20 protein-coding genes are annotated in these 23,785 nt (G+C 35.5%); 10 read left to right on the forward strand and 10 right to left on the reverse strand.

Annotated elements, in window-relative coordinates; genetic code table 11:
* On the forward strand, positions 1 to 1,557 hold a 1,557-nt coding region (locus tag P0N36_RS06580; protein ID WP_275842051.1), incomplete at its 5' end, for a response regulator transcription factor.
* Between the two features lie 67 nt (positions 1,558 to 1,624).
* Here P0N36_RS06580 and P0N36_RS06585 read toward each other — a convergent pair.
* Positions 1,625 to 2,059 carry a Dps family protein gene (locus P0N36_RS06585; RefSeq protein WP_275842052.1) on the reverse strand — a complete coding sequence of 145 codons (435 nt, stop codon included), beginning with the start codon at positions 2,057 to 2,059 and terminating at the stop codon, positions 1,625 to 1,627.
* 105 nt (positions 2,060 to 2,164) lie between these two features.
* Between P0N36_RS06585 and P0N36_RS06590 the strand changes: the two genes are divergently transcribed.
* Positions 2,165 to 2,473 (forward strand): winged helix-turn-helix transcriptional regulator, encoded by a 309-nt coding sequence (locus tag P0N36_RS06590; RefSeq protein WP_275842053.1) that lies wholly within the window; start codon positions 2,165 to 2,167, stop codon positions 2,471 to 2,473.
* Between the two features lie 28 nt (positions 2,474 to 2,501).
* Here the strand turns inward: P0N36_RS06590 and P0N36_RS06595 are convergent, their stop codons facing one another.
* Positions 2,502 to 4,217 (reverse strand): alpha-amylase family glycosyl hydrolase, encoded by a 1,716-nt coding sequence (locus P0N36_RS06595; protein ID WP_275842054.1) that lies wholly within the window; start codon positions 4,215 to 4,217, stop codon positions 2,502 to 2,504.
* A 243-nt stretch (positions 4,218 to 4,460) separates the two neighbouring features.
* On the opposite strand from P0N36_RS06595, the gene P0N36_RS06600 reads away from it, so the two are divergent.
* Both P0N36_RS06600 and P0N36_RS06605 read left to right on the forward strand, forming a co-directional pair.
* Entirely contained in the window at positions 4,461 to 5,690 is a 1,230-nt protein-coding gene (locus P0N36_RS06600; RefSeq protein ID WP_275842055.1) for a sensor domain-containing diguanylate cyclase, read from the forward strand.
* A 90-nt stretch (positions 5,691 to 5,780) separates the two neighbouring features.
* On the forward strand, positions 5,781 to 7,157 hold the full coding sequence (locus tag P0N36_RS06605; RefSeq protein WP_275842056.1) for a methyl-accepting chemotaxis protein: 1,377 nt from the start codon (positions 5,781 to 5,783) through the stop codon (positions 7,155 to 7,157).
* Positions 7,158 to 7,185: 28 nt separating this feature from the next.
* On the opposite strand, the gene clpB is transcribed toward P0N36_RS06605, so the two are convergent.
* Together clpB and P0N36_RS06615 are read right to left on the reverse strand one after the other, a co-directional pair.
* A complete protein-coding gene (gene clpB, locus P0N36_RS06610) occupies positions 7,186 to 9,774 on the reverse strand; it encodes an ATP-dependent chaperone ClpB (RefSeq protein ID WP_275842057.1) in 2,589 nt (862 codons plus the stop codon).
* 146 nt (positions 9,775 to 9,920) lie between these two features.
* Complete coding sequence (locus tag P0N36_RS06615) at positions 9,921 to 11,123, reverse strand: L-lactate MFS transporter (RefSeq protein ID WP_275842058.1); 1,203 nt, start codon at positions 11,121 to 11,123, stop codon at positions 9,921 to 9,923.
* Positions 11,124 to 11,304: 181 nt separating this feature from the next.
* Between P0N36_RS06615 and P0N36_RS06620 the strand changes: the two genes are divergently transcribed.
* Positions 11,305 to 11,778, forward strand: coding sequence for an FUSC family protein (locus tag P0N36_RS06620; RefSeq protein WP_275842059.1), 474 nt, complete (start codon positions 11,305 to 11,307; stop codon positions 11,776 to 11,778).
* Between the two features lie 69 nt (positions 11,779 to 11,847).
* On the opposite strand, the gene P0N36_RS06625 is transcribed toward P0N36_RS06620, so the two are convergent.
* From P0N36_RS06625 to P0N36_RS06635, 3 genes are all read right to left on the reverse strand, one after another.
* The gene (locus P0N36_RS06625; protein ID WP_275842060.1) at positions 11,848 to 13,017 is read right to left on the reverse strand and encodes a quaternary amine ABC transporter ATP-binding protein; all 1,170 of its coding nucleotides are present in this window, start codon (positions 13,015 to 13,017) and stop codon (positions 11,848 to 11,850) included.
* A 6-nt stretch (positions 13,018 to 13,023) separates the two neighbouring features.
* Positions 13,024 to 13,875 (reverse strand): ABC transporter permease, encoded by an 852-nt coding sequence (locus P0N36_RS06630; RefSeq protein ID WP_275842061.1) that lies wholly within the window; start codon positions 13,873 to 13,875, stop codon positions 13,024 to 13,026.
* Positions 13,876 to 14,263: 388 nt separating this feature from the next.
* Positions 14,264 to 15,241 (reverse strand): ABC transporter substrate-binding protein, encoded by a 978-nt coding sequence (locus tag P0N36_RS06635; protein ID WP_275842062.1) that lies wholly within the window; start codon positions 15,239 to 15,241, stop codon positions 14,264 to 14,266.
* Between the two features lie 408 nt (positions 15,242 to 15,649).
* On the opposite strand from P0N36_RS06635, the gene P0N36_RS06640 reads away from it, so the two are divergent.
* The 3 genes from P0N36_RS06640 (at position 15,650) to P0N36_RS06650 (ending at position 18,543) form a co-directional block, all read left to right on the forward strand.
* A complete protein-coding gene (locus tag P0N36_RS06640) occupies positions 15,650 to 16,639 on the forward strand; it encodes a hypothetical protein (protein WP_275842063.1) in 990 nt (329 codons plus the stop codon).
* Positions 16,626 to 17,402, forward strand: coding sequence for a hypothetical protein (locus tag P0N36_RS06645; protein ID WP_275842064.1), 777 nt, complete (start codon positions 16,626 to 16,628; stop codon positions 17,400 to 17,402). Before P0N36_RS06640 ends, P0N36_RS06645 begins: the two co-directional genes overlap by 14 nt.
* A gap of 151 nt (positions 17,403 to 17,553) precedes the next feature.
* On the forward strand, positions 17,554 to 18,543 hold the full coding sequence (locus P0N36_RS06650; RefSeq protein WP_275842065.1) for a sensor domain-containing diguanylate cyclase: 990 nt from the start codon (positions 17,554 to 17,556) through the stop codon (positions 18,541 to 18,543).
* Between the two features lie 17 nt (positions 18,544 to 18,560).
* Here the strand turns inward: P0N36_RS06650 and P0N36_RS06655 are convergent, their stop codons facing one another.
* Genes P0N36_RS06655 through P0N36_RS06665 form a run of 3 tightly spaced genes read right to left on the reverse strand, consistent with a single transcriptional unit; the run spans position 18,561 to position 21,792 of the window.
* Positions 18,561 to 19,727, reverse strand: coding sequence for an ABC transporter permease (locus P0N36_RS06655; protein WP_275842066.1), 1,167 nt, complete (start codon positions 19,725 to 19,727; stop codon positions 18,561 to 18,563).
* Positions 19,714 to 20,850: an ABC transporter permease gene (locus P0N36_RS06660; protein WP_275842067.1), complete on the reverse strand. Its 1,137-nt coding sequence runs from the start codon at positions 20,848 to 20,850 to the stop codon at positions 19,714 to 19,716. The genes P0N36_RS06655 and P0N36_RS06660 overlap by 14 nt, the downstream gene beginning before the upstream one ends.
* Before the next feature lie 9 nt (positions 20,851 to 20,859).
* Complete coding sequence (locus P0N36_RS06665; RefSeq protein WP_275842068.1) at positions 20,860 to 21,792, reverse strand: ABC transporter ATP-binding protein; 933 nt, start codon at positions 21,790 to 21,792, stop codon at positions 20,860 to 20,862.
* 168 nt (positions 21,793 to 21,960) lie between these two features.
* On the opposite strand from P0N36_RS06665, the gene P0N36_RS06670 reads away from it, so the two are divergent.
* Positions 21,961 to 23,034: a sensor histidine kinase gene (locus P0N36_RS06670; RefSeq protein ID WP_275842069.1), complete on the forward strand. Its 1,074-nt coding sequence runs from the start codon at positions 21,961 to 21,963 to the stop codon at positions 23,032 to 23,034.
* A 31-nt stretch (positions 23,035 to 23,065) separates the two neighbouring features.
* The gene (locus tag P0N36_RS06675) at positions 23,066 to 23,692 is read left to right on the forward strand and encodes a response regulator (RefSeq protein WP_275842070.1); all 627 of its coding nucleotides are present in this window, start codon (positions 23,066 to 23,068) and stop codon (positions 23,690 to 23,692) included.
* The last annotated feature ends 93 nt before the right edge of the window (positions 23,693 to 23,785 follow it).

A 23,785-nucleotide genomic window follows, 5' to 3' on the forward strand; every position in this document is an offset into this window, starting at 1 on the left:
TATCAAGTTGTAATTATTGATGATGAAGCAGTCATTAGAAAAGGACTCATTGGATATATTAATTGGCAAGATCTTAATTGTAGAATTGTCGGTGATTTTGATAATGGTCTAGACGCGATAGAGTATCTAAAAACCTCATCTGTTGATATTGTAATATCGGACATCAAGATGCCAGGAGCAAATGGTATTGACGTCTCTAAATATATGTATGAACATCATCCTCATTCTAAAATAATTCTTTATACCGGTTATTCTGATTTTGAATATGCGAAATCAGCCATTAAGTACAATGTCTCTGATTTCATCATAAAGCCTTCAACCATCGAAAATATAATAAATACAATACATCAGACCATAAAGAAAATTGATGAGCAACGAATGAAAGAACATCATATTCAATCCTTAGAACTAAAACTAAGTGATGTTAAAAAGAAGGAAAAATTGAATGTAATTAAGGATTTTGTTGAAGGTGTAAAGATGGATTCTTCTACGCTTGAAGAAACCCTAAAATCACATGATATATATGTAGATCAATTTTGCTTACTGCTTTATAAAATGTCTGGGCAAAAGACAATCAACCACCCTCAAATCATTCAATTCATAAGCTTATCTTTAAATGATTTGGATCAATATACATTTTTATTAAATGATTCAACTTATGGTTCGCTTGTCGCATTTGATAAACACATAGATTATGACCCAGTAAAGCTGTTGGCAAATAAATGTCATGATATTAATAGTTTTGTAGATGAGTATATTAAAGAGAAAATATTCATTGGCATTAGTAATCTTCACACTAATCTAGAAGCAGCACCTATAGCTTTTATGGAAGCTCAAAGATGCTTGGATAACTCTTTTTATGGTAAAAATCATTTAACGATTTATTCTGAGTTTGATGAGCCAAAAGAAAATCCTAGTTATGTAGAAATAAATCTCGAACATATTATGTACTGTATAAAAAAAGATAAATGTGATGAAGCAATCCAGCTCATAAAATCCATGTTTACAACCATGAGTGATCATAAAGAGCCCATTGACTATATTAAATCTATGGGTATTGCCATCTATACCATTTGTATAAACGCCATACATAAGCATAATTTGAAACTCAATGATGTTTTTGTTGATCAAGAGCCTTATAAGCAGATACTAAATGCTTCATGTATAGATGATCTCATTCAAGTTCTTTCTCATATGATCACAACCATTACACAGTATTTATGTGAAGGTAATAACTATTATATCATTACACAAGTAAACGCTTATATAGAAAGTCATTATCAACATCCAATCAAGTTGAAAGATATTTCAGAACACGTTCATATTAATAGCTCCTATTTAAGTCGCTTATATAAAGATAAGACAGGTCAAACGATTACAGAAACCTTAAGAAATATTCGCATAGAAAAAGCCAAAGAATTGCTAAAAAACGATAACCTAAAAACCTATGCAATAGCGGTGCTTGTTGGTTTTGATGATCCTGCTTATTTCTCTTATGTATTTAAACAACATACGGGGTATACACCCAGTCAATATAAAAATAACCCACAATCATGATTATCCATAAAATTAAACAAGAAAAAAGCAAATGACATTCATGTCATTTGCTTTTTTTTGTTTATGATTAGCCTTTAATTTGTCTAAGGAACCAAAGGTTCTTCTCAAAATCAGCTATATAATCTTCAAATATGCCAACCGCTGTAAAATCGCTTTCTTCATCGGCTAGGTTACGAATTTCAACTGCAAAATCACGCATCAGCTCAATATCACTTCCAACATAATCTAGTACTTCATTTGCCGTAAAATCCTTATAATCTAATTCTTCTATTGTTGCAACTTCAAGATAATCCTTAACTTTGACCAATGGCTTAAAACCTTTAATCTTAATATGTTCTGCTACATCATCGTAGGCTGCAAATGTCTTATCATACATTGCTTCCGTAAATTGATGTAAAGGCATAAATTGCATTCCAGTTACATTCCAGTGTAAATTATGAAGCTTAACATTCCAAACAGATAAATTCGCTAGGTACACATTCATTTTCTCAATATGTTTCATTTTTTTCCTCCTTCAATTCATGATTAACTTGCTATAGTCATAGTATATCCTATATAATAAGAAACAAAAAGAAACAAATATGTTCTTAAATAGAAAGGAATTATAATGACAACAACAAATCAAGGTTTTGAAATAATACATGACATCATGAAACTAAGATGGGTGCCTGAAATACTCATGACCATATCCATGGGGTACTCCAATTACTCTGACATACTCAATCAGGTAGAGGGCTTAAGCCATACTGAACTTAATCGAAAACTGTCATTGCTTTCTGAAAAAAAAGCCATCATCAAAGAAAGTGACCACGTAAGGTCCGGTTATATATTGACGGACTTCGGTTATGATTTAGAGCATATTTTTAAGCATTTTTTAGATATTGCAGAAAAATACGAGCCACTCCTGGCTGATTAACTCTAATCCTCGCCTAGTGTTGATGTTCTTAGCACCAATGATAACCATAAGGAGGCATAACTAACTTTTCTCCCTGCCAAACCATCTTATTACCTAATAAATCTTGTTTCATTCCATTCAGTTCTTTTATAGAAAAGACCTGCTCTTTTTGTGATAGGTTTTGTAATACCAAAATGGACTCATCTTCATAGGTTCTTCTATAAGCTAAAATCCCTTTATTAACCCCACCTTTTTCATCTTGAACATCAATAAAAGTTCTATCCCCACGTCCAAAGGCTTTAAAGCGGTTTCTGGTTTCAATCATTGTCTTAACACCTTGATAGGTTTTATATGCTAAAGTCTCTGAATCTGCTAGTTTCGCTTCCACATCGGGCCAATCTATGGTGCCACGTCCAAGGTATCTCGTGTCTTTATAGCCGGTTTCTTTGTACATTTTATCATAATAAGCTGTATCGTTTCCTTTTGCAAATTCATCACCATAAAAAACAATGGGTGTGCCAAGCAATGTAAACATAATGGAATTAGCAAGTAGAATTCGGTCAAGATTTTGGTCCATCAGATCTGCTAATCTGGCTGAAATGCCTTCTCCTTGTCTGAAATCCCAACTAGGGTCTTTTGCATAATAATCAAAAATGAACTTACGTTCTTCCGGGCTCACCATTTCAAGGGTCAATTCATCGTGGCATCTTAAAAACATAAACCATTGACTGTCCTTTGGAATATCCGGTGTAAAGCTGGGATGAAGGGCCATTTCTATGGCGTCTTTTTTCTCCTCAGCTATGGCCTTGTAAACTCTTGGCATAACTGGGAAATGGTAGGCACCGTTACACTCATTATCATCCCCAAAATAATCAACAACATCTTGTGGTGGTTGACATGCTTCTGCAAGTAAGAGTGTTCCTGGTTTCAGGTAATCTAAAACAGCTCTAAAGAACTGAACCACTTTATGTGTTTTTGGAAGATTTTCGCATATGGTCCCTTCTTCCTTCCATATATATGGTACAGCATCCGCTCTAAAACCATCTACACCTTTGATTTGCCAGTTGACTAAGGCATTCGTCATTTTTAACAGTACTTGAGGATTTCTATAATTAAGATCCGGTTGTATTTCAAAAAAACGATGGAAATAATACTCACCTGTAACAGGATCTAATTCCCAATTGCTCTCACACATACCCTTGAAAATTATCCTAGCCTCTTTGTATAATGATGTGTCTGTTGACCAAATGAAATAGTCTCTCATAGGGGAATTTACTGATTTTCTGGCTTCTTTAAACCATTCATGTTCTATTGAACAGTGATTCATCGCAATGTCAAAAATAACTTTAATGCCCTTTTGATGCGCTTCATCAATAAAGTCTTTAAAAACAGTGTTCTTCTCTTCTGAAGTAGCATCATTTGGCAGACCAAGTAATGACGCTCGTATACCTTCATAGTCCGATATATCAAAACCGGCGTCTTTCATAGGTGACTCCAAGATTGGTAACAACCATAGACAATTTGCGCCTAAGTCTTGAATATAATCTAGTTTTTCCTTTAGGCCATTCAAATCTGTATTAAATAAATCACCATAGGTAGAGTAGACCACTGCATCTTTGTACCAAGTCTTATTTGATGTATGATCTTGATAAAAATGCTCTTTTTTTATTGCTTCTATTGATTTAAGAAACGGTTCGAGCATTTGATCCGCATTCTCATACAAATCACCATAAATTTCATGCCACACTTTAATAATATTTTCCATACATAATCCTCCTAAAAAACAATTTCTCATCGTCATTTTTCAGCTTTCCTGTTTTAAGTACTGCTATTGAAGCAATGCTCTTTCATAACATTGTACCTTAAAAAATAACCAATAACCTATAAAATAATGTCCATTCTTATGAAATGAAGACATTAAATATTATTTTCATATTTACTTATTCTCACTATGCTTTATAATGATTATAGGTGCTAAATCATAAGCTCTTAGATAAGGTCTAATCATATGAAAGAAAATATAGATTTCAAAAAAATGGAATGGCTAAAATTAATAACTATAGCAATCATTGTGACGGTTCCACCAAGTTTACTGCCCTCACCCTATGATTGGATTATGGCTTTCTTTTTAATCCTTATTATTCTGTTTAGATTTGCCCACTTCAATAAGCGAGAAGACTTATTAGCCAAGCAAAAACTACAGGAGCTTAGTACAAGCTCAAATGACCAGGTTCGTATGCTCCGTTCTCAAAGAATTATGTTGGAGCTAAGCAATACCATGATTCAAGTTAGTGGACTAAAAGAACTAATGTCTATTATTCTAAATAAAGCCATCGAGGTTATTCCAAAAGCCAAATTCGGTTCTATTCTGGTTATGAATTGTGAGGGTAGCTTAGAATTTCAAGCCATTGTCGGTTTCGATGATGATCTATACAACATCACCCTTGACCCTAAAGAATCCTACCAGTGGCAAGCCACCGGTGGTCATTTTAGTGGTCCAGTTATCATTGAAGATTTACTAAAATATTCAAAGGATTTTATTAATGAAGACACTTATAACTCAATGAAAGATATTGATGCTCTAAGTCTTAAAAGCTCTCTGAGTGCGCCTATTCTCATTGACGGACAATTCTACGGTTCCATTAATATTGATAGTGAAGAAAATAATATGTTTGATGAACAAGATGTTACACTTATGGCTTATTTTGCAAATCAAGCCACCATCGCTATCACCAACCACCAGCTCTACGAAAAACTTCTTCACTTATCAAAATATGATGGCTTAACTAAAGTACTCAACCGACCTTACTTCGAAGAACTTTTCGAAAATAATCTTGCCAGAAGTAAGCGTAATGGTGAAAAAGTCACTTTAGTTGTTATTGATCTAAATAATTTCAAACATATTAATGATCAGTACGGCCATTCCGTTGGAGACCATGTTTTAACGACCTTTGCGAAGCGATTAAGTCATTTAATACGAGAAACAGATTTGTTGGCGCGGTACGGAGGCGATGAGTTTATTATTGTTTTTTTCAACAGTGACTATAATCAAACCATGGTCAAGCTAAAAAATATTCACCAAAAGGTTACCGATGAGTTAATTGACCTAGCACCTCTTGATAAAAAAATATACTGTTCATTTAGCTATGGTCTTGGGGAATTTCCAAAAGATGGTGATAGTTTAAAAACGCTATTTTATATTGCTGACCATAGAATGTATGATATGAAACCCAAATAACAAAGATTGGGTTATTATTTATTAATAAGATAGCATGTTAGTATAATAAATGTTAGAATATAGTTAATTCATTTTATAGGGGGAATAATTGTGTTCAAATCAAAGCCTAAAAACAATGTCACAAAACAAGAACAACAAGATATTTATGTATTGGTAGAAGAACTAGAAGCCATCAAATCCGGTCAACAAAAAAAAATATCTCATTCGTATAAGGATATAGATCATAACTTACTAGATCGATTAAATATGGTCGCTTGCTCTAATTGTCCAAGTCATAATACTTTCATCAGGCAAGTAAATCAACTCCTTCAAACTTTAATGAAGATGGACTTTGTTCGCTCAATGATTCATGAGGCGGACGAACAGGCTAATATGGTGGAAACCATAGCCGCAACCAGTGAAGAAATGGCTGCGAACATTGAGGATATTGCTTCCTTTGTTCGAAACGCTCTTGTATCTGCTCATGATTCCAATTCTAAATCTGTCCATAGTAAAGAATTAATGGATATCAGTATGTTAGCTATAGAAGATAGTTTTAAAGAAACTGAAGTTGCCAAAGAACAAATCATTCGCGTGAACGAACAAACAGAAAAAATTGATGAAATGGTAAATATTATCATGTCTGTAGCCGCTCAAACAAACTTGCTTGCTCTTAATGCTTCTATTGAAGCAGCAAGAGCCGGAAATAGTGGTAAAGGATTTGCAGTGGTTGCAAACGAAATCAAAAAGTTAGCTGATCATACTAAAGAGTCTGTCAGCTTTATTCAAGAAAGCGTCAATAGTCTTAGGACACAAATTCAAGGTTCAACCAGTGCCATCGAAAAAGCCAGTAAATCCTTTTTAAAAGGTAAGGAAACCTTAACACAAGTACTGAATGCCATTGAAGAGGTGGAAGATTCCTCCAAAAAAATCGAGTCAAACATGGAACAAATTAACATGAATATTGAACAACAAACTGCTTCTTCTGAAGAAGTATCCTCATCTATTCAGGTCATAAATGAAAAAACCAAATCACTTCACGAAGATAGTATTCGAACTGGACAAGGCTTCTTCACCGTATCTCTTGAAATCGATGATCTTAGAAAAAACATTATCCAAAAAGCCACAAACATCGATATGTACGATTCCTTAGACCTTGTTATTACGGACAGTTTGAATTGGAGATGGTGTGTTTATAACATGATTCTTGGTAATGCGCAGGTTGATATCTCTCTCGTTTCAAATGCTGATAATAGTCGTTTAGGTCGATGGATTACCAATTTTGGTTCAAAAGAACCTGCACTTAAAAACCATATACGTATCCTTGATAAACCTAGGTACAAAATGCATGAGTTAGCACAAAAGGCACTTGAAGCTTATAACCTCGGTGATAAAAAATCCGCTGAAGACTATCTGGTGCAAGTTGATCGACTCGCTCTTGAAATCGATAATACCCTTAGAGAAATGCAATCCAAATATAGAAAATAACTTGAATGCGTATTAAACAAATACAAGCCTAACCTGTCAAAAAAATGTAATCACCATCTACATAGTCAATACGTATGTCTGTTCCGTCCAGAATGGACCCATCTAATAATTTTTTACCTAGTTTTGTTTCTATTTGTTTTTGTATAAAACGTTTTACCGGTCTAGCACCAAACTGAGGGCTATATGCTTCATGGGTTGTTTGCTGTATAGCCCGTTCACTCATGCTGATCTTAATGTGTCGCTCATCCAGTCTTTTTTGTAAATCCTTTAATATCAAATTAATTATGCCCGCTATCTGATCGTAATGTAATGGCGTAAAAAGAACAATTTCATCTAAACGGTTTAATAGCTCCGGCTTAAAATATTGATGCATCAATGCCAATACCTCTTGTCTTGCCGTCTCATTAATGTCACCTTTATGATCGATACCCTCCAAAAGAACTTGGCTACCGATATTGGATGTCATAATAATAACTGTGTTTTTAAAATCAACAGTCCGACCTTGGCTATCTGTTAATCTACCATCATCTAGTAATTGAAGCAACACATTAAAAACTTCAGAATGGGCTTTTTCAATTTCATCAAACAGTATGACGGAGTATGGATTCCTTCTCACCGTTTCCGTCAGTTGACCACCTTCTTCATAACCAACATAACCTGGCGGCGCACCGATCAACCTAGCTACTGCGTGGCGCTCCATATATTCACTCATATCAATCCTAACCATATTGGATTCACTGTCAAACAACGCCTCCGCCAACGCTTTAGCAAGTTCTGTCTTACCTACACCTGTTGGACCCAAAAATACAAATGAACCAATTGGTTTGTTCGGATCTTTAAGACCCGCTCTTGCTCGAAGTATTGCATCACTAACGGCGCTAACAGCTTCTTCTTGACCAATGACCCTTTCGTGAAGCTTGCTTTCCAAGTATAATAATTTTTCTTTTTCAGACTCATTTAATTTGCTTAAAGGTATGCCTGTCCATTTTGAAACAATCTCACTGATTTCATCTTCCGTCACCGCTTCTTTTAACATTTTCGAAGTTGTTACAGCATCTTTATTTTGTTCCTGAACTAGTCTTTTTTCTAATTCCGGTAAGCGGCCATACTTTAGTTCAGCCAGTTTGCTTAAGTCATACACACGCTCTGCTTCTTCAATATCTCGCCTAATATCTTCGATGGCTTGCTTGATTTCTTTTTCTTTGATCAGCTCAGACTTTTCAAGCTCCCACTGTGCTTTCATAGCTTGGGATTTTTCCTTTAGTACTGCAATTTCATTTTCTAAAATCGTTAGTCTCTCTCTTGTGCCTTTATCCTTTTCTTTAATAAGCGCCTGTTTTTCTATTTCTAACTGCATCTGCTTTCTTAATATCTCATCTAACTCACCAGGCATCGTATCAATTTCAGTTCTAATCATTGAAGCTGCTTCATCCATAAGGTCAATTGCTTTATCTGGAAGAAAACGATCCGTTATATATCTATGGGATAGAGTGGCACAAGCAACCAATGCTTGATCTGTTATATGTACACCATGGTGAATCTCGAACCGTTCCTTCAAACCTCGTAAAATAGAAATCGTATCTTCAACTGTAGGTTGGTTGATAACAATCGGTTGAAATCTTCTCTCAAGTGCAGCATCTTTTTCAATGTACTTACGGTATTCGTCCAGTGTCGTTGCACCAATACATCGTAGCTCACCTCTTGCCAGCATCGGCTTCAGAAGATTGCCTGCATCCATAGCCCCTTCTGTTTTACCTGCACCCACGATGTTGTGAATCTCATCAATAAAAAGGATGATTCCCCCATTAGATTTACTGATTTCATTTAGTACCCCTTTGAGTCTTTCTTCAAATTCACCACGATATTTAGCTCCGGCAATCAATGCACCCATGTCTAAGGCATAAACTTTTTTATTTTTCAAGTCTTCCGGAACATCGTTATTAAGAATTCTTTGAGCCAACCCTTCAACAACCGCTGTCTTTCCCACGCCTGGTTCTCCAATTAAAACAGGATTATTCTTTGTCCTTCTGGATAAAATTCTAATCAATCTTCGAACTTCACTGTCTCTACCAATAACCGGATCCAATTTTCCTGCTCTGGCCAATACGACTAAATCACGTCCATATTTTTCCAGTACATTATAACTCGATTCCGGGTTCTGATTGGTAACTCTCTGATCCAACCGAAGTACTTTAAGAGACTTTAAAAAGCCTTCTAAGTCAATGCTATATTTCTCAAACAGTTTTGATGATGGGGTGCTCTTCTCCTTAAGTAAGGCAATATAAATGTGTTCAACACTAATATAATCATCCATAAAAGCTTTTGCTTCATCTTCCGCTACAAGAAGGAGTTGGTTCATTCGTCTGGACCCATAAATCTGAATACCTTCACCGGATACCTTAGGGATTTGTTCAATAATTTGCTCTAGGTCACGAGCATAAGCCTTAATGTTTACATTCATATGTGCAAGAACCTTCAATACTAATCCATCCTCTACTGCAATAAGTCCGTAGTGAAGATGCTCGCCTTCAATATATTGATTATTAAGCTTAATGGCCATTTTTTGTGCCCACTCAAGGCTTTCAGAAGATTTTTGTGTAAATTTATCCATGTTCATGTTGACGCCTCCTTTCTTTAACCCAATGGATTTGATGACATTGTTAGCACTCTCTATTGATGAGTGCTAATTCTAGCTTTATTATAAGTCTAATATGGTATTTTGTCAATAATAAAAAAAGACTGAGAGGGTCAGTCTTTTTCTTATTATTCTTTAGGCATGCTTTGAGATAAAACAATTCCAATAACACATAAACTTATAATAAAATAGAATATCGCATTGTGGTGATTAAAATAGTCAAAAAGTAGACCTGAAACATAAACACCAGCTATAGCGCCAATACCATAGGCTGTAAATACAACACCATAATTTTGACTATAATTTGTACTACCATACAATAAAAGCGTCGATGTTGGTGCAATGGCAAGCCAGCCACCTAAATTCATCCAGAAAATAGAAAAAGATATAGCATAAATAAGTACACTGCCATCATTGGCAAAAAGCATTAAGACCGCACTTGATAAAATCAGGGAAAAAGATAATAACATTACTTTTTTATAAGAAAGCTTATCTGTTAACCATCCAAAAAGTGGTCTTCCAACGCCATTAAACACTGCAAAAACAGATACGAATAAAGGTGCCGTTATCGCTGATAAGCCAATAAGATCAACGCCAATGCTATTGGTCATACCTATAATGGTTAAGCCAATCATTGTACCTAAGACAAAGCATATATAAAGGCTTTTAAAACTTTTTAGTTTAATCATATCTTGAGTTGTCGTACTTTCATCTTCGTGACTCAGTTTAACCATAATCAAAGGTTTTTCCGGCGGTTTTATAAACCATGACAACATGGGTATAATTATAGCAAAGATTAAGCCCAATAACTTAAAAGCATTTAAAACACCAAAGCCTTCAATCAAAGCTTTTGCAGCTGGTGCGGTAATGAAGGGCGATAACCCAAAGCCTGTTAATACCAACCCAACTACGAGACCTTTTTTACTTGGAAACCATTTTGCGACTACAGATATGGGCACACCGTATATAATACCAACACCAATTCCAATGATTATACCGTAAGTAAGTGTTAACATATAAATATTTGTAGCAAAACCGGACGCAAACCAACCAATACCAACTAACAAACCGCCAACAGACATCATGCTCTTAGGTGAAAACCGATCAATGTATTTACCTGAAACCAACATTGAAAAAGCATAAAAAGCTAAAGAGAACATGTAAGGCATGCCACTTTGAACGGTACTAACGCCAAACAAAGTCTCAATAGGACTCCTAAAAATACTCCACGAATATACTGTACCTAAACACATCATGATAATAATGCCTAAAACAACGTATTTCCAAGGATTGGTTTCTCGAATCTTGTCAATCTTATATTCTTCTAGCATTTTTCTTCACCTCATGGTTTTTATATATACATCTCTTAATATAGCATATAAGAGGGTTTTATGAAAAGAGTAAATTTAATTTAAGTTAATCTTTCACCTCCTGTCAATCATATGCTATAGAAAAATCCTTTTCAATCATGTATACTTGAGCTATCACTGGTCAAGACAGGAGAGATTGCTTATGCACATCATTCGAGAATATATGCCTGGCATGCGAACATTCAAAACAGCTTTATCTGTTTTCCTTTGTATTATCATATGGCGCATTTGGAATACAGAACTTCCTTTTTTTGCTTGTATTGCGGCTGTTATCACAACTCAAAATTCTATAGAGAGCACAAAACGTGTTGGACTCAACCGATTCCTAGGTACTTTAATTGGTGCTTGTGTTGGTGCTTTAATTGTTTGGTTCTTACCAAATAACACCCTCATTCTAACCTTAGGTATCATCGTGGTCATCCATCTGACTACCTTGGTCAAAAAAGGTGGTTCAGCCGCCATTGCTTGTATTGTTTATCTTACGATCATGATTAATATTGGTGTCGAATCCATTAATACATATATTTTATTGAGGGTTGTAGAAACAACCCTGGGGATACTTGTTGCTACAATTATCAACACCAGTATTCGACCTCCTGATGAAGCTGATGCTTAGTGGCTCCTTTATTCTAAGAAAGGCCAAGATGTTGTCTGCACAACATCTTGGCCTTTCTTGTTTGTGAGTCTATGCTAGGGCACTAACGGCATCTTCATAACTGATGACACCTCTTAAGCGACCCGCTTTATCTGTTATTGCAACATCATAATTACTCTTATCCAACTTTCCCCATACTTCATGTAAATAAGCGTTTCTATGTAGGCTTTCTACATCTGTTACAATGGCTTCATTAATATTGCTTTTATCCAACTTAATCAAGTCCTTATAGGCAACATACCCTAACAGTTTTCGGTCTTCATCAACAACAAAACAAAACTCTCTATCAAAGCTCTCCAGTTTTTTAATGACCGCTTCTCTTGACTCACCTTTTCTTGCGAGTGTAAACGGTTGACGCATAACTGTTCTTACTCTTAGTACTCTCGATTTATCCACGTCTTCAATAAAGCTTTTCACATAGTCATTGGCTGGATTTTCAAAGAAATCTTTTGGTTGTCCGATTTGTACCAATTCACCATCCTTTAATAAGGCGATTCTATCTCCAAGTTTGAAAGCTTCGTTCATATCATGGGTTATAAACACGATGGTCTTTTCCATATAATCTTCCATACTTAAGAGCTCAGATTGCATTTCTCTACGTATTAATGGATCCAATGCGCCAAAAGGTTCGTCCATGAGTAAAATCTCCGGTTCATTCGTCAACGCTCTGGCAATACCAACTCTTTGCTTCATACCGCCACTTAACTGTCTTGGAAAATAATTCTCCCAACCTTTAAGTCCGACAAGTTCTATGGCTTCCATGGCTTTTTTGGTTATTTCTTCTTCTGAAACACCTTGAACTTCAAGACCATATTCTACATTTTTCAGAACTGTTCTATGACTTAGTAAGCCAAAATGTTGAAATACCATAGCCACTTTGTTACGCCTCAAATCCATCAGTTGTTCTTTACTGTATTTGGTTATGTCCTCACCATCAATCAGTAATTGGCCTTTTGTTGGTATGTTCAGCATATTCATACAACGTATCAAAGAGGACTTTCCACTGCCTGACAGACCAACGATAACAAACATCTCGCCTTCATTAATATCAATATTGATATCATTAACACCAACAGCCGTACCTGTCTTCTCTCTTATTTCTTGTATGGTAATACCCTGTTCTAGCATCTTAAGGGCTTCTTCTTTTTTATCTCCAAATACCAAGGTCAAATCCTTGATTTCAATTTTCTTATTTTCCATAATTCATCACTCCGTTTCCTTAAGTCTGTTGGCAAAACCTTGCAAGACGCGATCTAGTATAATCGCTAGAAAAACAATACCTAAGCCTGCTTGAAAACCTTGTCCAACTTCAAGTCTACGAATCGATATTAGTACTTGCTCACCAATACCTTCTGCACCAATCATGGATGATATAACAACCATGGCCATGGCCATCATCGTGGTTTGATTCACACCGGTCATAATGGTTGAAAGTGCTTGTGGTAGTTCGATCTTCATTAACATTTGTTTTGGTGTAGAACCAAAGGACAATCCTGCTTCAATGACTTCTTTATCCACATTAGAAATACCAAGATAAGTCAATCGGATAAGAGGCGGCAGTGCATATGTCGTTGTTGCAAATACAGCCGGCACTTTACCAAAACCGAAAAGCATAACCGCCGGTAATAGGTATACAAAGCTTGGCATGGTTTGCATGGCATCAAGTATCGGCATTACAATCCGTTTGGTTCGATCGGATTTTGCCATGAATATACCCAGAGGTAATCCTAAAACTAGAGATACCAATACTGAAATAATGACAATTGCTAAGGTGTACAGCATCATATCCCATAAGCCGAAAAATCCGATGGATAACAACATAGCTGAAAGCGCAATGCCCATCTTAAGACTATATAATTTATAACCTGCATAAAACAAGGCAATAACCATCAACCACCACGGTATGATGTTCAATGTTACTTCAATTGCATTAAATATTGTTAGTATAAACCGAGTGATGGCATCAAAGAAACCACCTAAATTTACCAGCAACCAATTGACAAAATCATCAATAGGACCGCTGATTTGAAAACGTAATCCTTCTGGAAAACTAAACATGTTTCAATCAACTCCTTTTTATAAAAATGGCTAAGCCACATGAAGTGTTCAATATTATTTTACGATAAAAATTTTTACCGGCATGTATGATTAGACTGTCAAAACTAAGCTTCTCCATATTACACACAACTTATAGGTTACCTTGATACACTCATAAGATACATTGTCTATAATAGTTCAACTATCTAATTTTGACACTTTAACCATGTTTGCAGATAAAAATTATTTATCAGGACAAAAACTAAGCGACTATGTCGTATTTGCTTGCAATTTCAGCAGGAAAGATCCTTGACGCTTAAGCTAATGTAGGACTTTCTTTTAGAATAAGAAATCAAAAGATGTCACCATCTTTTGATTTCTATATTACGGTTACATTATATGTTACAGTTTATTGAATGGCAGCCATAACTTTTTCATAAGCGTCATCAGTAACCCAACCTGCCCATATGTCTTGCTTTTCTTGAAGGAACCATCTTGCAGCTACATCTGCTTCAACTTCGTTTTCTTGCATATATGCAAGGGCTTCACTTGTTAATTGTGACGAGGTTGTATATTGTTTTAGAAACGCTGTGATTTCTGGATACGCCTCCACAAATTCAGGTGTAGATACAACTTGTACGTCCACAGATGGGAATGATCCGATTCCGTCTGCAAAATCTTCTGCAGAATATGGGGTATCTTCTAACAATACCAAATCAAACAAGCCCATAACCCATGTTGGTTCCCAGTTATAACCTAACCATGGTTCACCTTTTGCATAAGCAGAAGCAAGTGTTGCATTTAATGTTGCACCTGAGTCAATTGTCTTAAAGTTATAGTGTTCATCTAAACCATAGGCTTCCATCTTATTATGAAGGAACGCGGTTGCTGACCAACCTTCTGGTCCACCATAGATGATACCCATATCTGGATTCTCAGGATCCGTAAAGTATTCAACGTAGTCAGGTAAATCTTGTACAGATTTCAAATCCGGTAGTAAAGCATCATCGCCTTCAACCAAATACGCTGGTACATATAAACCTTGTACGTTATCATCAAAGTTTGTGGCTAATTTTACATAATCACCATTTTCAATGTCTTCCGGATATGTTGGCACATTGTCCGCCCATAATTCCAAAGCCAAATCAATGGTTTTGTTTTTAAGTCCCGAAATCATAACCGCTGTATCAGCAATAATGACTTCTGTTTCAACACCATAGCCCTCTTCAATAATAACTTTGACTACTTGATCATGGAATGCATTGCTATCCCAGTCGCCTTCTCCTATAACAATTTTTTCCGGTTCACTGGCACAAGCACCTAAGCTTATAACCAACACAGCACTCATAAGTACCATGGTTATTTTTTTCCATATTTCTCGATTCATAATAATCCTCCTATTTTTATGTATTATATTCAACATATACATTTACCGAACTAACAACCTCATTATGAATATAAGTTGTCTGTTCGCACAACATTTATTGTAGCATAATCCAAATTATTTGTAAAGGGAGATGTCCTCCCGTGCCCATAGCTCAAGTTTCTAAACTCTTGTTATAACTCGGATGTAGGGATTTTTAAAAACTTCATTTTTTTAATCTTTGCTTTCTTAGAATTGGATTAAAACGTAAGTTTTTTCATCATTTTTTCTTCTTGGTATGCTATACTACTTTTGTTGTATATTCAATTTTCCATGATTATGCCTAAGCTCTTGACTAGGAAACTAGCCCAATCTACATAAGGAACATTGAATTGTTTATTAAATGGTAAAGATATTAGAAGGGAGTATTAAATGAAAGGTAATAATTTCAATAAAATTCTTAAGCTTTTTGACTATTTCAAGATTGCTTTTCAATTGAATCTAAGTAACAAACAACTTTACAAGCCACAAATCATTTTTCTTGTTGTACGAGGGCTTCTGATTATCTCCAGTGCCTTCACTTTGCTCAGTATTGGTGACAAGATGATTCATCTTACAAGTATGGACTTTAATCGATTCATAAGTCTTTTTTGGTCTGAGTTCCAAGGTATACCTTTAATATTAACGCTCGTCACGCTCTTAGTTATGATTCTAGGCTCAACTTATGTAGAATCCGGACTTTATCATATGTTCTACAGAGCATACAAAGACGTGCTTACAGATGGCGATTTTTTAACAGGTGCTGGATCTTACTTTTTAAAGTTTTTAGGTGGTAACATTCTCATTTTCATATTTTGGATTTTAGCACTTATACCTTATCTTATTACCGGTATCCTAACATTAACTATAGGCTTCACCTTAATTCCCATCCTTGTCAGTACTTTTCTGCTGGTATGGAAAGCTTCCTTGGTATCAGACGACAGTACACTTGGCAATGCTTTTAAGAAAAGCTATCAATTTGCTAAATCTAATTTTATACCCACCATGTCATTTGTTGTTTTCAGAAATGCCATGACCAGCATTGCTTCTGGTGGCAGCGGTAGTGGTTCCAACTTCTCCCAAACTTCGAATAATGCAAATACTTTTTTTCAAGATATGCCTTCCGATTTCCCTATACAAGGTGCCCCCTTCTCGGATTTCTTTTTCAACTACGAAACCCTCAAATTTTTTGTTATTGGTATAACCACTCTAATTACCATCGGCACCATCATAACCGGACTGATACAAATGCTTTTCAACATTTTCTTTGGATTGACGACCATTGTTCTCTATAATGAAGGATGGAAGCAAGATGATCTGGATTATATGGATCTACCCGCTCAAGATATTCAAGATGAGGAGGTGCAACATGGAACGCTTTAATGATTTGATGGATGATATGAAGGAAGCATTAACACTCAGTCATCGTTACAAAGGTCTGTTTCTTCCAGCCTTAATCGCAAATCTAATTATGCTGATACTTGGCTTTGTTATGTTTTTTGTTGTTATCATTTTTGTTATGGGTACCATAATATCATTCAGCTCTTTGGAAACCAATTGGTCCTATTTAATGGGTATTGCTGCCATAACTATACTTTTGATCTTGGTTTTCAGTTTAATCTTTATGGCCTTAGATCTTGGTATCAACAGTATTGTTATTGGCTCAGTAAATGGTGAGAAACCTACTGTTCAAATATTTTTCAAAGGCATTCGAAAATTCTTTTTCAAGGTGCTTATAACCAAGTTCGGTCTCTTTTTCCTATATACAATCGGATTTATTATATTATTGGTACCCTATATATTATATTTATTAACCATTGGGGTATTAACCGGTGGTTATGGTATTCTTTTCCTAACTTGCTTACTCCAAGCTTTCCTTGGTTCTTGGACTCTGCTTCTCATGGAGAACGAAGATTATCCTATGAGTGGCTTTTCAAGTGTTGCAATGAACTTTAAGTTTGGAAAAAAATACTTTTGGCTTATGATTTTGGTCTTTTTTACTCAGCTACAGTTGACGGCTTATCTTCCTGGTTTATTAGGCTTTTTAGGTGCCACTTTAGCAACTCTTTTCATAAGTTATGTGGTTATGACTGTTTTTAAAATAGTGGTCCTACTAACCTACAGAAGATATAAAGAAACTATTTAGATAAATAGATTTATGTGTCAAGTTCATCACCTCTTTTAGAAACTCGATTTCTGATATTGTTATTGGCATTAATGATGATAAAATGTTATAATTTAGACGTTGATTTATATATCAAAAATATATGACACAACTGAAAATCAAGGAGGTCATTATGTCATTTGGTCATCTTAAAAATAATTTTTTTAAACAAAACAAACGACAGCCCTTGAGTTTACCTGAGGGTCTCGTTATCAGGACTATTCTTAATAATTCAGAAGATACCATTTACTTCAAAAATCTTGATTCTAAGTTTATACTAAATAGTAAGGCCCATGCACTTCAGCAAAATGAGCACGACCCTTCTGATATGGTTGGTAAGGATGATTTTGACTACTTTCCTTACGATTTTGCCAAAGCCGCTTATGATGATGAGCAACGCATTATCCAAACCGGGAAATCTATGATTGGACATGTTGAAAAATGGGTTCAGGAAGATGGCTCTGTCACATGGTTCTTAGCTTCAAAGTACCCTCTACTTGATGATCAAAATAAGATTATTGGTACATGGGGCACTTCCAAAGATATCACTGACCTCAAAGTCGCACAAGAGCAACTGACCTTACTCAACAAGCAACTGCAAGAAGCGAATCAACGTTTGGAGTTCTTATCCATGCGAGACGGCTTATCCGGTCTTTTCAATCACCGTCATTTTTATGAATCATTAAATATGGCCTTGGCTCAAGTCTCTCGGCAAAAAAAAGCGCATCCAAAGAATATCTTTACGATTTTGCTCTTAGATATCGATCATTTCAAAGTTATCAACGATACTTATGGACATCTGGTTGGTGATATTGTTATTCGTACGATTGGCGAAACACTTAAAAAATCAACCCGTATAACAGACACCTGTTTTCGATATGGAGGCGATGAATTTGCAATTATTTTATCCGATACCGAACTAAACTCCGGTCAGCATGTGGCCGAAACATTACGAAAAATGTTGGCCTCTACTCCAATAGTAACAGAAGGTTTGTCCTTTCATATCAAGGTCAGCTTTGGTGTTGTTAGCTCGGATGAGGCAAGCTCTGCAACAGAATTAGTTGAATTAGCAGACAAGCGCCTGTACCAATCGAAAACTGAGGGGCGTAATCGAGTGAATTAGAAGTACCACTAGAACAATTAGGCCTCATGGCTTAATTGTTTTTTTTTGCCAACCACCAGTGCTAAGGACAAAAAAGCAATAGCAAACCCCAAGACGATGCCTGTGTAGCCCATGGTTTCTCTCAAACTCGCCATATCAAAACTGTTTAGATTCGCAATGGTGTTGTTGGCTTTTACATACCAGTATGTAGGTGTAAAGCTTGCAATCTTTAGAACCTCCTCCCCCAGAAATTCTTGAGGCACAAAAACACCACTGATAAAACTAGGACCTAAAGCTATAACGTTTGTAAGGGCCGATATACTTTCTTGATTTTTTACCAAGTTGCCCACTAAAAAACTGATGCTTACTGCACATAAAGTAAATACAAAGGAATTAATAAGGAATAACAAGGTATTGGTTGTATTGCTATTTTTGTAATCAAATACAATACAAAAACCGACCATAATAGCCCAGCATATAACCGCAAATATACCGTTAGCTAAAATAAACTGGAAGTTGGAGCTACCTGCCGGAATCGGAGAACAAGCATTCCGCCGTCTAAGATCTTGGTTGTTAAAAACCAAAATTATCGTTGATATTCCTAATATTAGTACTGAAAAGAGTGAATACGCTAGGTAGTTATAATAATACATGGCATAGCTTTGATCTTGCTTAAGTTCCTCACCACCATTCAAATTGACTTTTGTTTCCATTTCCATATCTTTATGTATATGACTGACTATTTTACTACTGTCTATACTGGATTTGGAATTGTATAGTTGAGCAATTCTCAGATATTGATTAACCTTCAGATCCACATACACTGCATCCACCGAATTTGGAACACTTGTTTTTTCAATCCAAACCTCTTCACCCTTTAAAAACTTATCCGTGAAATCTTCAGGTATCCTAAGGATATATGTTACTTTTCTAAAATACAAAGCATCTTGTAAAGCACTTGAATCATCTTCCAGTGGAACAATATTTGCAATTTCTTTGAGACCATCAATTAGCCCTGTCACTAATGGTGAGGCATCGTAATTAATAACAGCAATATTTGTTTTGGATTGAACAAAGCCTTTTTCCCGTTCAGTTCTAGTAGCGCTTGCAATCAGAAGAGATATGACTAGAAAAAGACCAACATATATCATCATAACCGGCAACTTTTTTTTGAATATTTTAAGACACAGTCTAAATACTGGCATATTTTTCCCTCCTTATAATCCGATAGGTTATAATTGAAAATATAAGAATGAAGGCAACAAGACTTAGTGCATTCATACTATAACGTTCATAATCATCATAATAGTACAGTGCATAAAAAGCATCCGCAAGAACATGAATTGGATTCAGTCTGCCTATGATTGGTGCATTCTGATCAATGATATATTTCATTTCACCATACATCATACCGCTTAAAAACGAGCCCAGCATACTAACTCCTATGCATACCGCTGATTTTATACCTTCACCACCCTTTACAACCACACCAATCAAGGCACCCATTGTAATACCAACCACACTTCCTAAAATAGTTGTTAAAATAACCAGGCCAAATTGATGACCAAAATCAATACCCAGTCCAAAGTACAGATAAGCTAGAAGAACCATCAGCTCAGCCGTATGAATTAAAACCGAAGAAGCCCCACTATAGATAAATGCCTTAAGCTTATGTACTGGAGATAGATTAACCCTTGCAGCATGGGGTGATTGATCCGCTTGAATATCAATGACTTCTCTAAGTCCAAAAAAAGAACCGTATAAACAACTCATGGCAATAAGCGCATAAAAATACATCAGTGTGTTGTCCGGATTTGCTTGGCTAAGTTGAAATTCCTTTGTATACAAAGCACCTTCTTCAAGTTTGGTTATTACATCTTTCAATACTGTCGAATCCTCTTTTGCTATATTTATTACGGCTGAATACGTCTGACTATATTGGTCCAGAAAAAGCTTAATTACACTTTGATTAAACCCTTTTTGATGAACGGTTAAAACCATTGGACTACCAACCTGTATGAAACCATCAATACTATTTGATACCAGCTTTTCTTTGGCTTCTTCTTCATTCATAAGAGATGCAGAAAACATGGGTTTCTCATCTTTTGACAGCATTTGAATTAGTTGCTGAAAAGCAAAATCTTTTTCATAGTTGTCATCCTTAATTATACCAATATTGATGGTGTTGAACCTTTCATGATCATTGAGCCCACTAAAGGCTAGACTAAAGAAGGTTGCCAATAATAAAGGGAAAACCAATGTCCAAAAAATCATGGACTTATTTCTAATAAGGGACTTAAACCTATACTTAAATATATGAATAAACATTGTATCCTCCTAATCTCTCAGCTCTTTGCCTGTTATTTCCAAAAAAACATCATTAAGCGTAGGCTTCTCTGAATAGATTGTACCAAAATTGATGCCATTTTTTCGAACATAGTTTAATACACTTTCTAAGTTGTCTTTACCCTTATGCGACTTTATAACCAGCGTATGATCCTGGTACACCACTGAGGTAATGTTTGGTAATGCCTCAATTTCTTTTACATGAATGTCCTTCAGATTAAAGACTTCAACAGATATCTTCTCTCCAAGAGATATCATACTTTTCAACTCTTCTTTTGAACCTTCTGCAATAATCCTTCCCTTATCTAAAATCATAATTCTTGAGCAAATCTGTTCAACTTCTTCCATATAATGAGAAGTGTATATTATTGTTGCACCTTGTCGATTTAGTTCAACAATGCCTTCCAGTATCTTATTGCGACTTTGAGGATCAACTGCAACAGTGGGTTCATCCAATATTATTAATTTAGGTTTATGGGCGATGCCACATGCAATATTCAGCCGTCTGAGTAAACCACCACTCAGCTTTTTGGGATAAAATTTGATAAAGTCTCCAAGACCTACAAAGGCTATGGCTTCATTAACATAGGCTTCTTTTTGTGTTTTATCCTTAATGTATAAACCACAAAAGTAATCGATGTTCTCATAAACAGTAAGTTCTTCAAAAACGGCAACATTTTGCATGACAATTCCAATATCTTTTTTTATATCGTAGGCATAGGGTGTCATCGGTTTGTCAAAAATCTCAATCATGCCTTTATCATACTTGAGCAATGAAAGAATACAATTAATTGCTGTTGTTTTTCCCGAACCGTTTGGACCCAATAACCCAAATATCTCCCCTTGCCTCACATCCATAGAAAGATGATCAATTGCCGTTAATTCCCCATATCTTTTCACCAGATTCTCTACATGTACAATCATAATGACCTCCAATTATCCTGTTTAAATATCCTTTAATAACTTCATTATAGACCTCTCCTATCTATCATGTAAGTGATCAGATTCACAACTTTTAATGACAAATGTCACATTAATAGATATAATAAAGCTAGAGTCATCCTATATGATCTATCTAACAAAGGAGAAGCTATGAGAAACCATTATGATTATATGGATAAAATTGTTCTTTTCATATGTTGCCTCGTCATTTATCAGTCTATGTATAACACTGAATTAAATGTCATTCCCTTACTCATAGCTGTTGCCATCTCCAGCTTCATTATGGTCTTTGAACATACACCGTTTGCGCGCTATTTTTTATATATACTCTATATGATCATTACTCTATTTTATAAAGATTCCATTTTTTTCATGCCTTTAATTATATATGACTTAATCGATGAACCTTTGCGCTATCTTTACGCCTTACCCTTATTGCCGCTCTCTGATTTTTTTCTCACCCATAGCTTGATTGAGGCTTTTCTAATCTTTGTTGTAATTATGTTAGCCATATTTATCCGCTTAAAAAGTAGAGATATAATTGGTTTTAAGGCAAAGTATTTTCGGCTTTTGGACACAACAAAAGAGCTGTCCCTTAAGCTAGAACAGCAAAATCAAGACTTAATTGATAAACAAGATCATGAAATTCATATTGCCACCTTAAATGAAAGGAACCGAATCGCTAGAGAAATTCATGATCATGTTGGCCATCAGCTTTCCTCATCTTTATTACAAATTGGTGCACTCATGGCTATTTGTAAAGATCAAGAACAATTAATGCGGTTAAATGGACTCAAAAAAACCTTAAGCCTTGGTATGGACAATATTAGAAATAGTATTCATAACCTATATGATCATGCAATCGACTTGGATGCACAACTTACTGAGATTCTTAAGGACTTTACCTTTTGCAAGGCAATATATAATAACTCTATTCTAGAAGCTCCCAACCAGAAACAAAGCTATGCCTTTATATCCATCGTTAAGGAAGCTTTATCTAATATTATGAAGCATGCCCAGGCTACTGAAGTTAGTATTTTACTTCGTGAACACCCTAGCATGTATCAATTAATCATCCGTGATAATGGAAGTGTTGCCGATTATAATCCTAATGATGGGATCGGTTTAAAAAATATGGCACAACGGGTTGAGGTTTTGAAAGGCCATTTACAAATTAGAACACAAAATGGATTTGAAATTTTTGTTTCACTACCAAAAACCTAATTACTGGATTTTATAACGATAGGAGATTTATATGAGAGTTATTGTTGTAGATGATGACCGCTTGGTAACATCATCCTTGAAAACCATCATAGAAGCTGACCCGATTATAAGTGTTGAAGGCATTGGCTATAATGGTCTTGAGGCAGTCGACTTGTTTAAGCAGCTTCAACCAGATATTCTGTTAATAGACATACGGATGGAAGAAATGAATGGTATCGATGCAGCGCGTATCATATTAGAGCGTTATCCTGAGGCTAAAGTATTATTCTTAACCACCTTTTCAGATGATGAATATATCATTCAAGCTCTGAAAATAGGGGCAAAAGGTTATTTGCTTAAACAAAATTTTGAAAGCATTATACCTTCTCTTAAAACCGTTTACGCTGGCCAAAGGGTTTTTGGAGATGAAATTATTACAAAAATTCCTTCTCTCTTAAATGATGCTTCTTCAAATCCTTTATCTGATTTAGAATTAAGTGATAAAGAGTTACTGATTATCACTCATGTTGCTGAGGGATTGTCCAATAAAGAAATAGCCGATCTGGTTTGTCTTGGGGAAGGTACTGTTCGTAACTACATAAGTATCATCCTTGACAAGCTTAGTCTAAGAGATCGAACTCAACTGGCAGTCTTCTATTACAAGCGTTATCATAAATGACTTTACTTTGTTCTATAAAAAAGCCAAGTTTACAATTTACGGCTAAAACAAGTGTTAAAAGAGCCCTTACCTTGATAAAAATCAGTGTAAGGG

This window comes from Petrocella sp. FN5, from assembly GCF_029210395.1.
Classification (GTDB): Bacteria; Bacillota; Clostridia; order Lachnospirales; family Vallitaleaceae; genus Petrocella.

Coding starts and splice junctions, on each gene's coding strand:
- P0N36_RS06655 (WP_275842066.1), bottom strand. CDS start 19,727: ATGCCAGTATTTAGACTGTGTCTTAAAATATTCAAAAAAAAGTTGCCG.
- P0N36_RS06615 (WP_275842058.1), bottom strand. CDS start 11,123: ATGCTAGAAGAATATAAGATTGACAAGATTCGAGAAACCAATCCTTGG.
- P0N36_RS06660 (WP_275842067.1), bottom strand. CDS start 20,850: ATGTTTATTCATATATTTAAGTATAGGTTTAAGTCCCTTATTAGAAAT.
- P0N36_RS06585 (WP_275842052.1), bottom strand. CDS start 2,059: ATGAAACATATTGAGAAAATGAATGTGTACCTAGCGAATTTATCTGTT.
- P0N36_RS06630 (WP_275842061.1), bottom strand. CDS start 13,875: ATGTTTAGTTTTCCAGAAGGATTACGTTTTCAAATCAGCGGTCCTATT.
- P0N36_RS06665 (WP_275842068.1), bottom strand. CDS start 21,792: ATGATTGTACATGTAGAGAATCTGGTGAAAAGATATGGGGAATTAACG.
- P0N36_RS06645 (WP_275842064.1), top strand. CDS start 16,626: ATGGAACGCTTTAATGATTTGATGGATGATATGAAGGAAGCATTAACA.
- P0N36_RS06650 (WP_275842065.1), top strand. CDS start 17,554: ATGTCATTTGGTCATCTTAAAAATAATTTTTTTAAACAAAACAAACGA.
- P0N36_RS06595 (WP_275842054.1), bottom strand. CDS start 4,217: ATGGAAAATATTATTAAAGTGTGGCATGAAATTTATGGTGATTTGTAT.
- P0N36_RS06635 (WP_275842062.1), bottom strand. CDS start 15,241: ATGAATCGAGAAATATGGAAAAAAATAACCATGGTACTTATGAGTGCT.
- P0N36_RS06675 (WP_275842070.1), top strand. CDS start 23,066: ATGAGAGTTATTGTTGTAGATGATGACCGCTTGGTAACATCATCCTTG.
- P0N36_RS06670 (WP_275842069.1), top strand. CDS start 21,961: ATGAGAAACCATTATGATTATATGGATAAAATTGTTCTTTTCATATGT.
- P0N36_RS06640 (WP_275842063.1), top strand. CDS start 15,650: ATGAAAGGTAATAATTTCAATAAAATTCTTAAGCTTTTTGACTATTTC.
- P0N36_RS06590 (WP_275842053.1), top strand. CDS start 2,165: ATGACAACAACAAATCAAGGTTTTGAAATAATACATGACATCATGAAA.
- P0N36_RS06620 (WP_275842059.1), top strand. CDS start 11,305: ATGCACATCATTCGAGAATATATGCCTGGCATGCGAACATTCAAAACA.
- clpB (WP_275842057.1), bottom strand. CDS start 9,774: ATGAACATGGATAAATTTACACAAAAATCTTCTGAAAGCCTTGAGTGG.
- P0N36_RS06625 (WP_275842060.1), bottom strand. CDS start 13,017: ATGGAAAATAAGAAAATTGAAATCAAGGATTTGACCTTGGTATTTGGA.
- P0N36_RS06600 (WP_275842055.1), top strand. CDS start 4,461: ATGAAAGAAAATATAGATTTCAAAAAAATGGAATGGCTAAAATTAATA.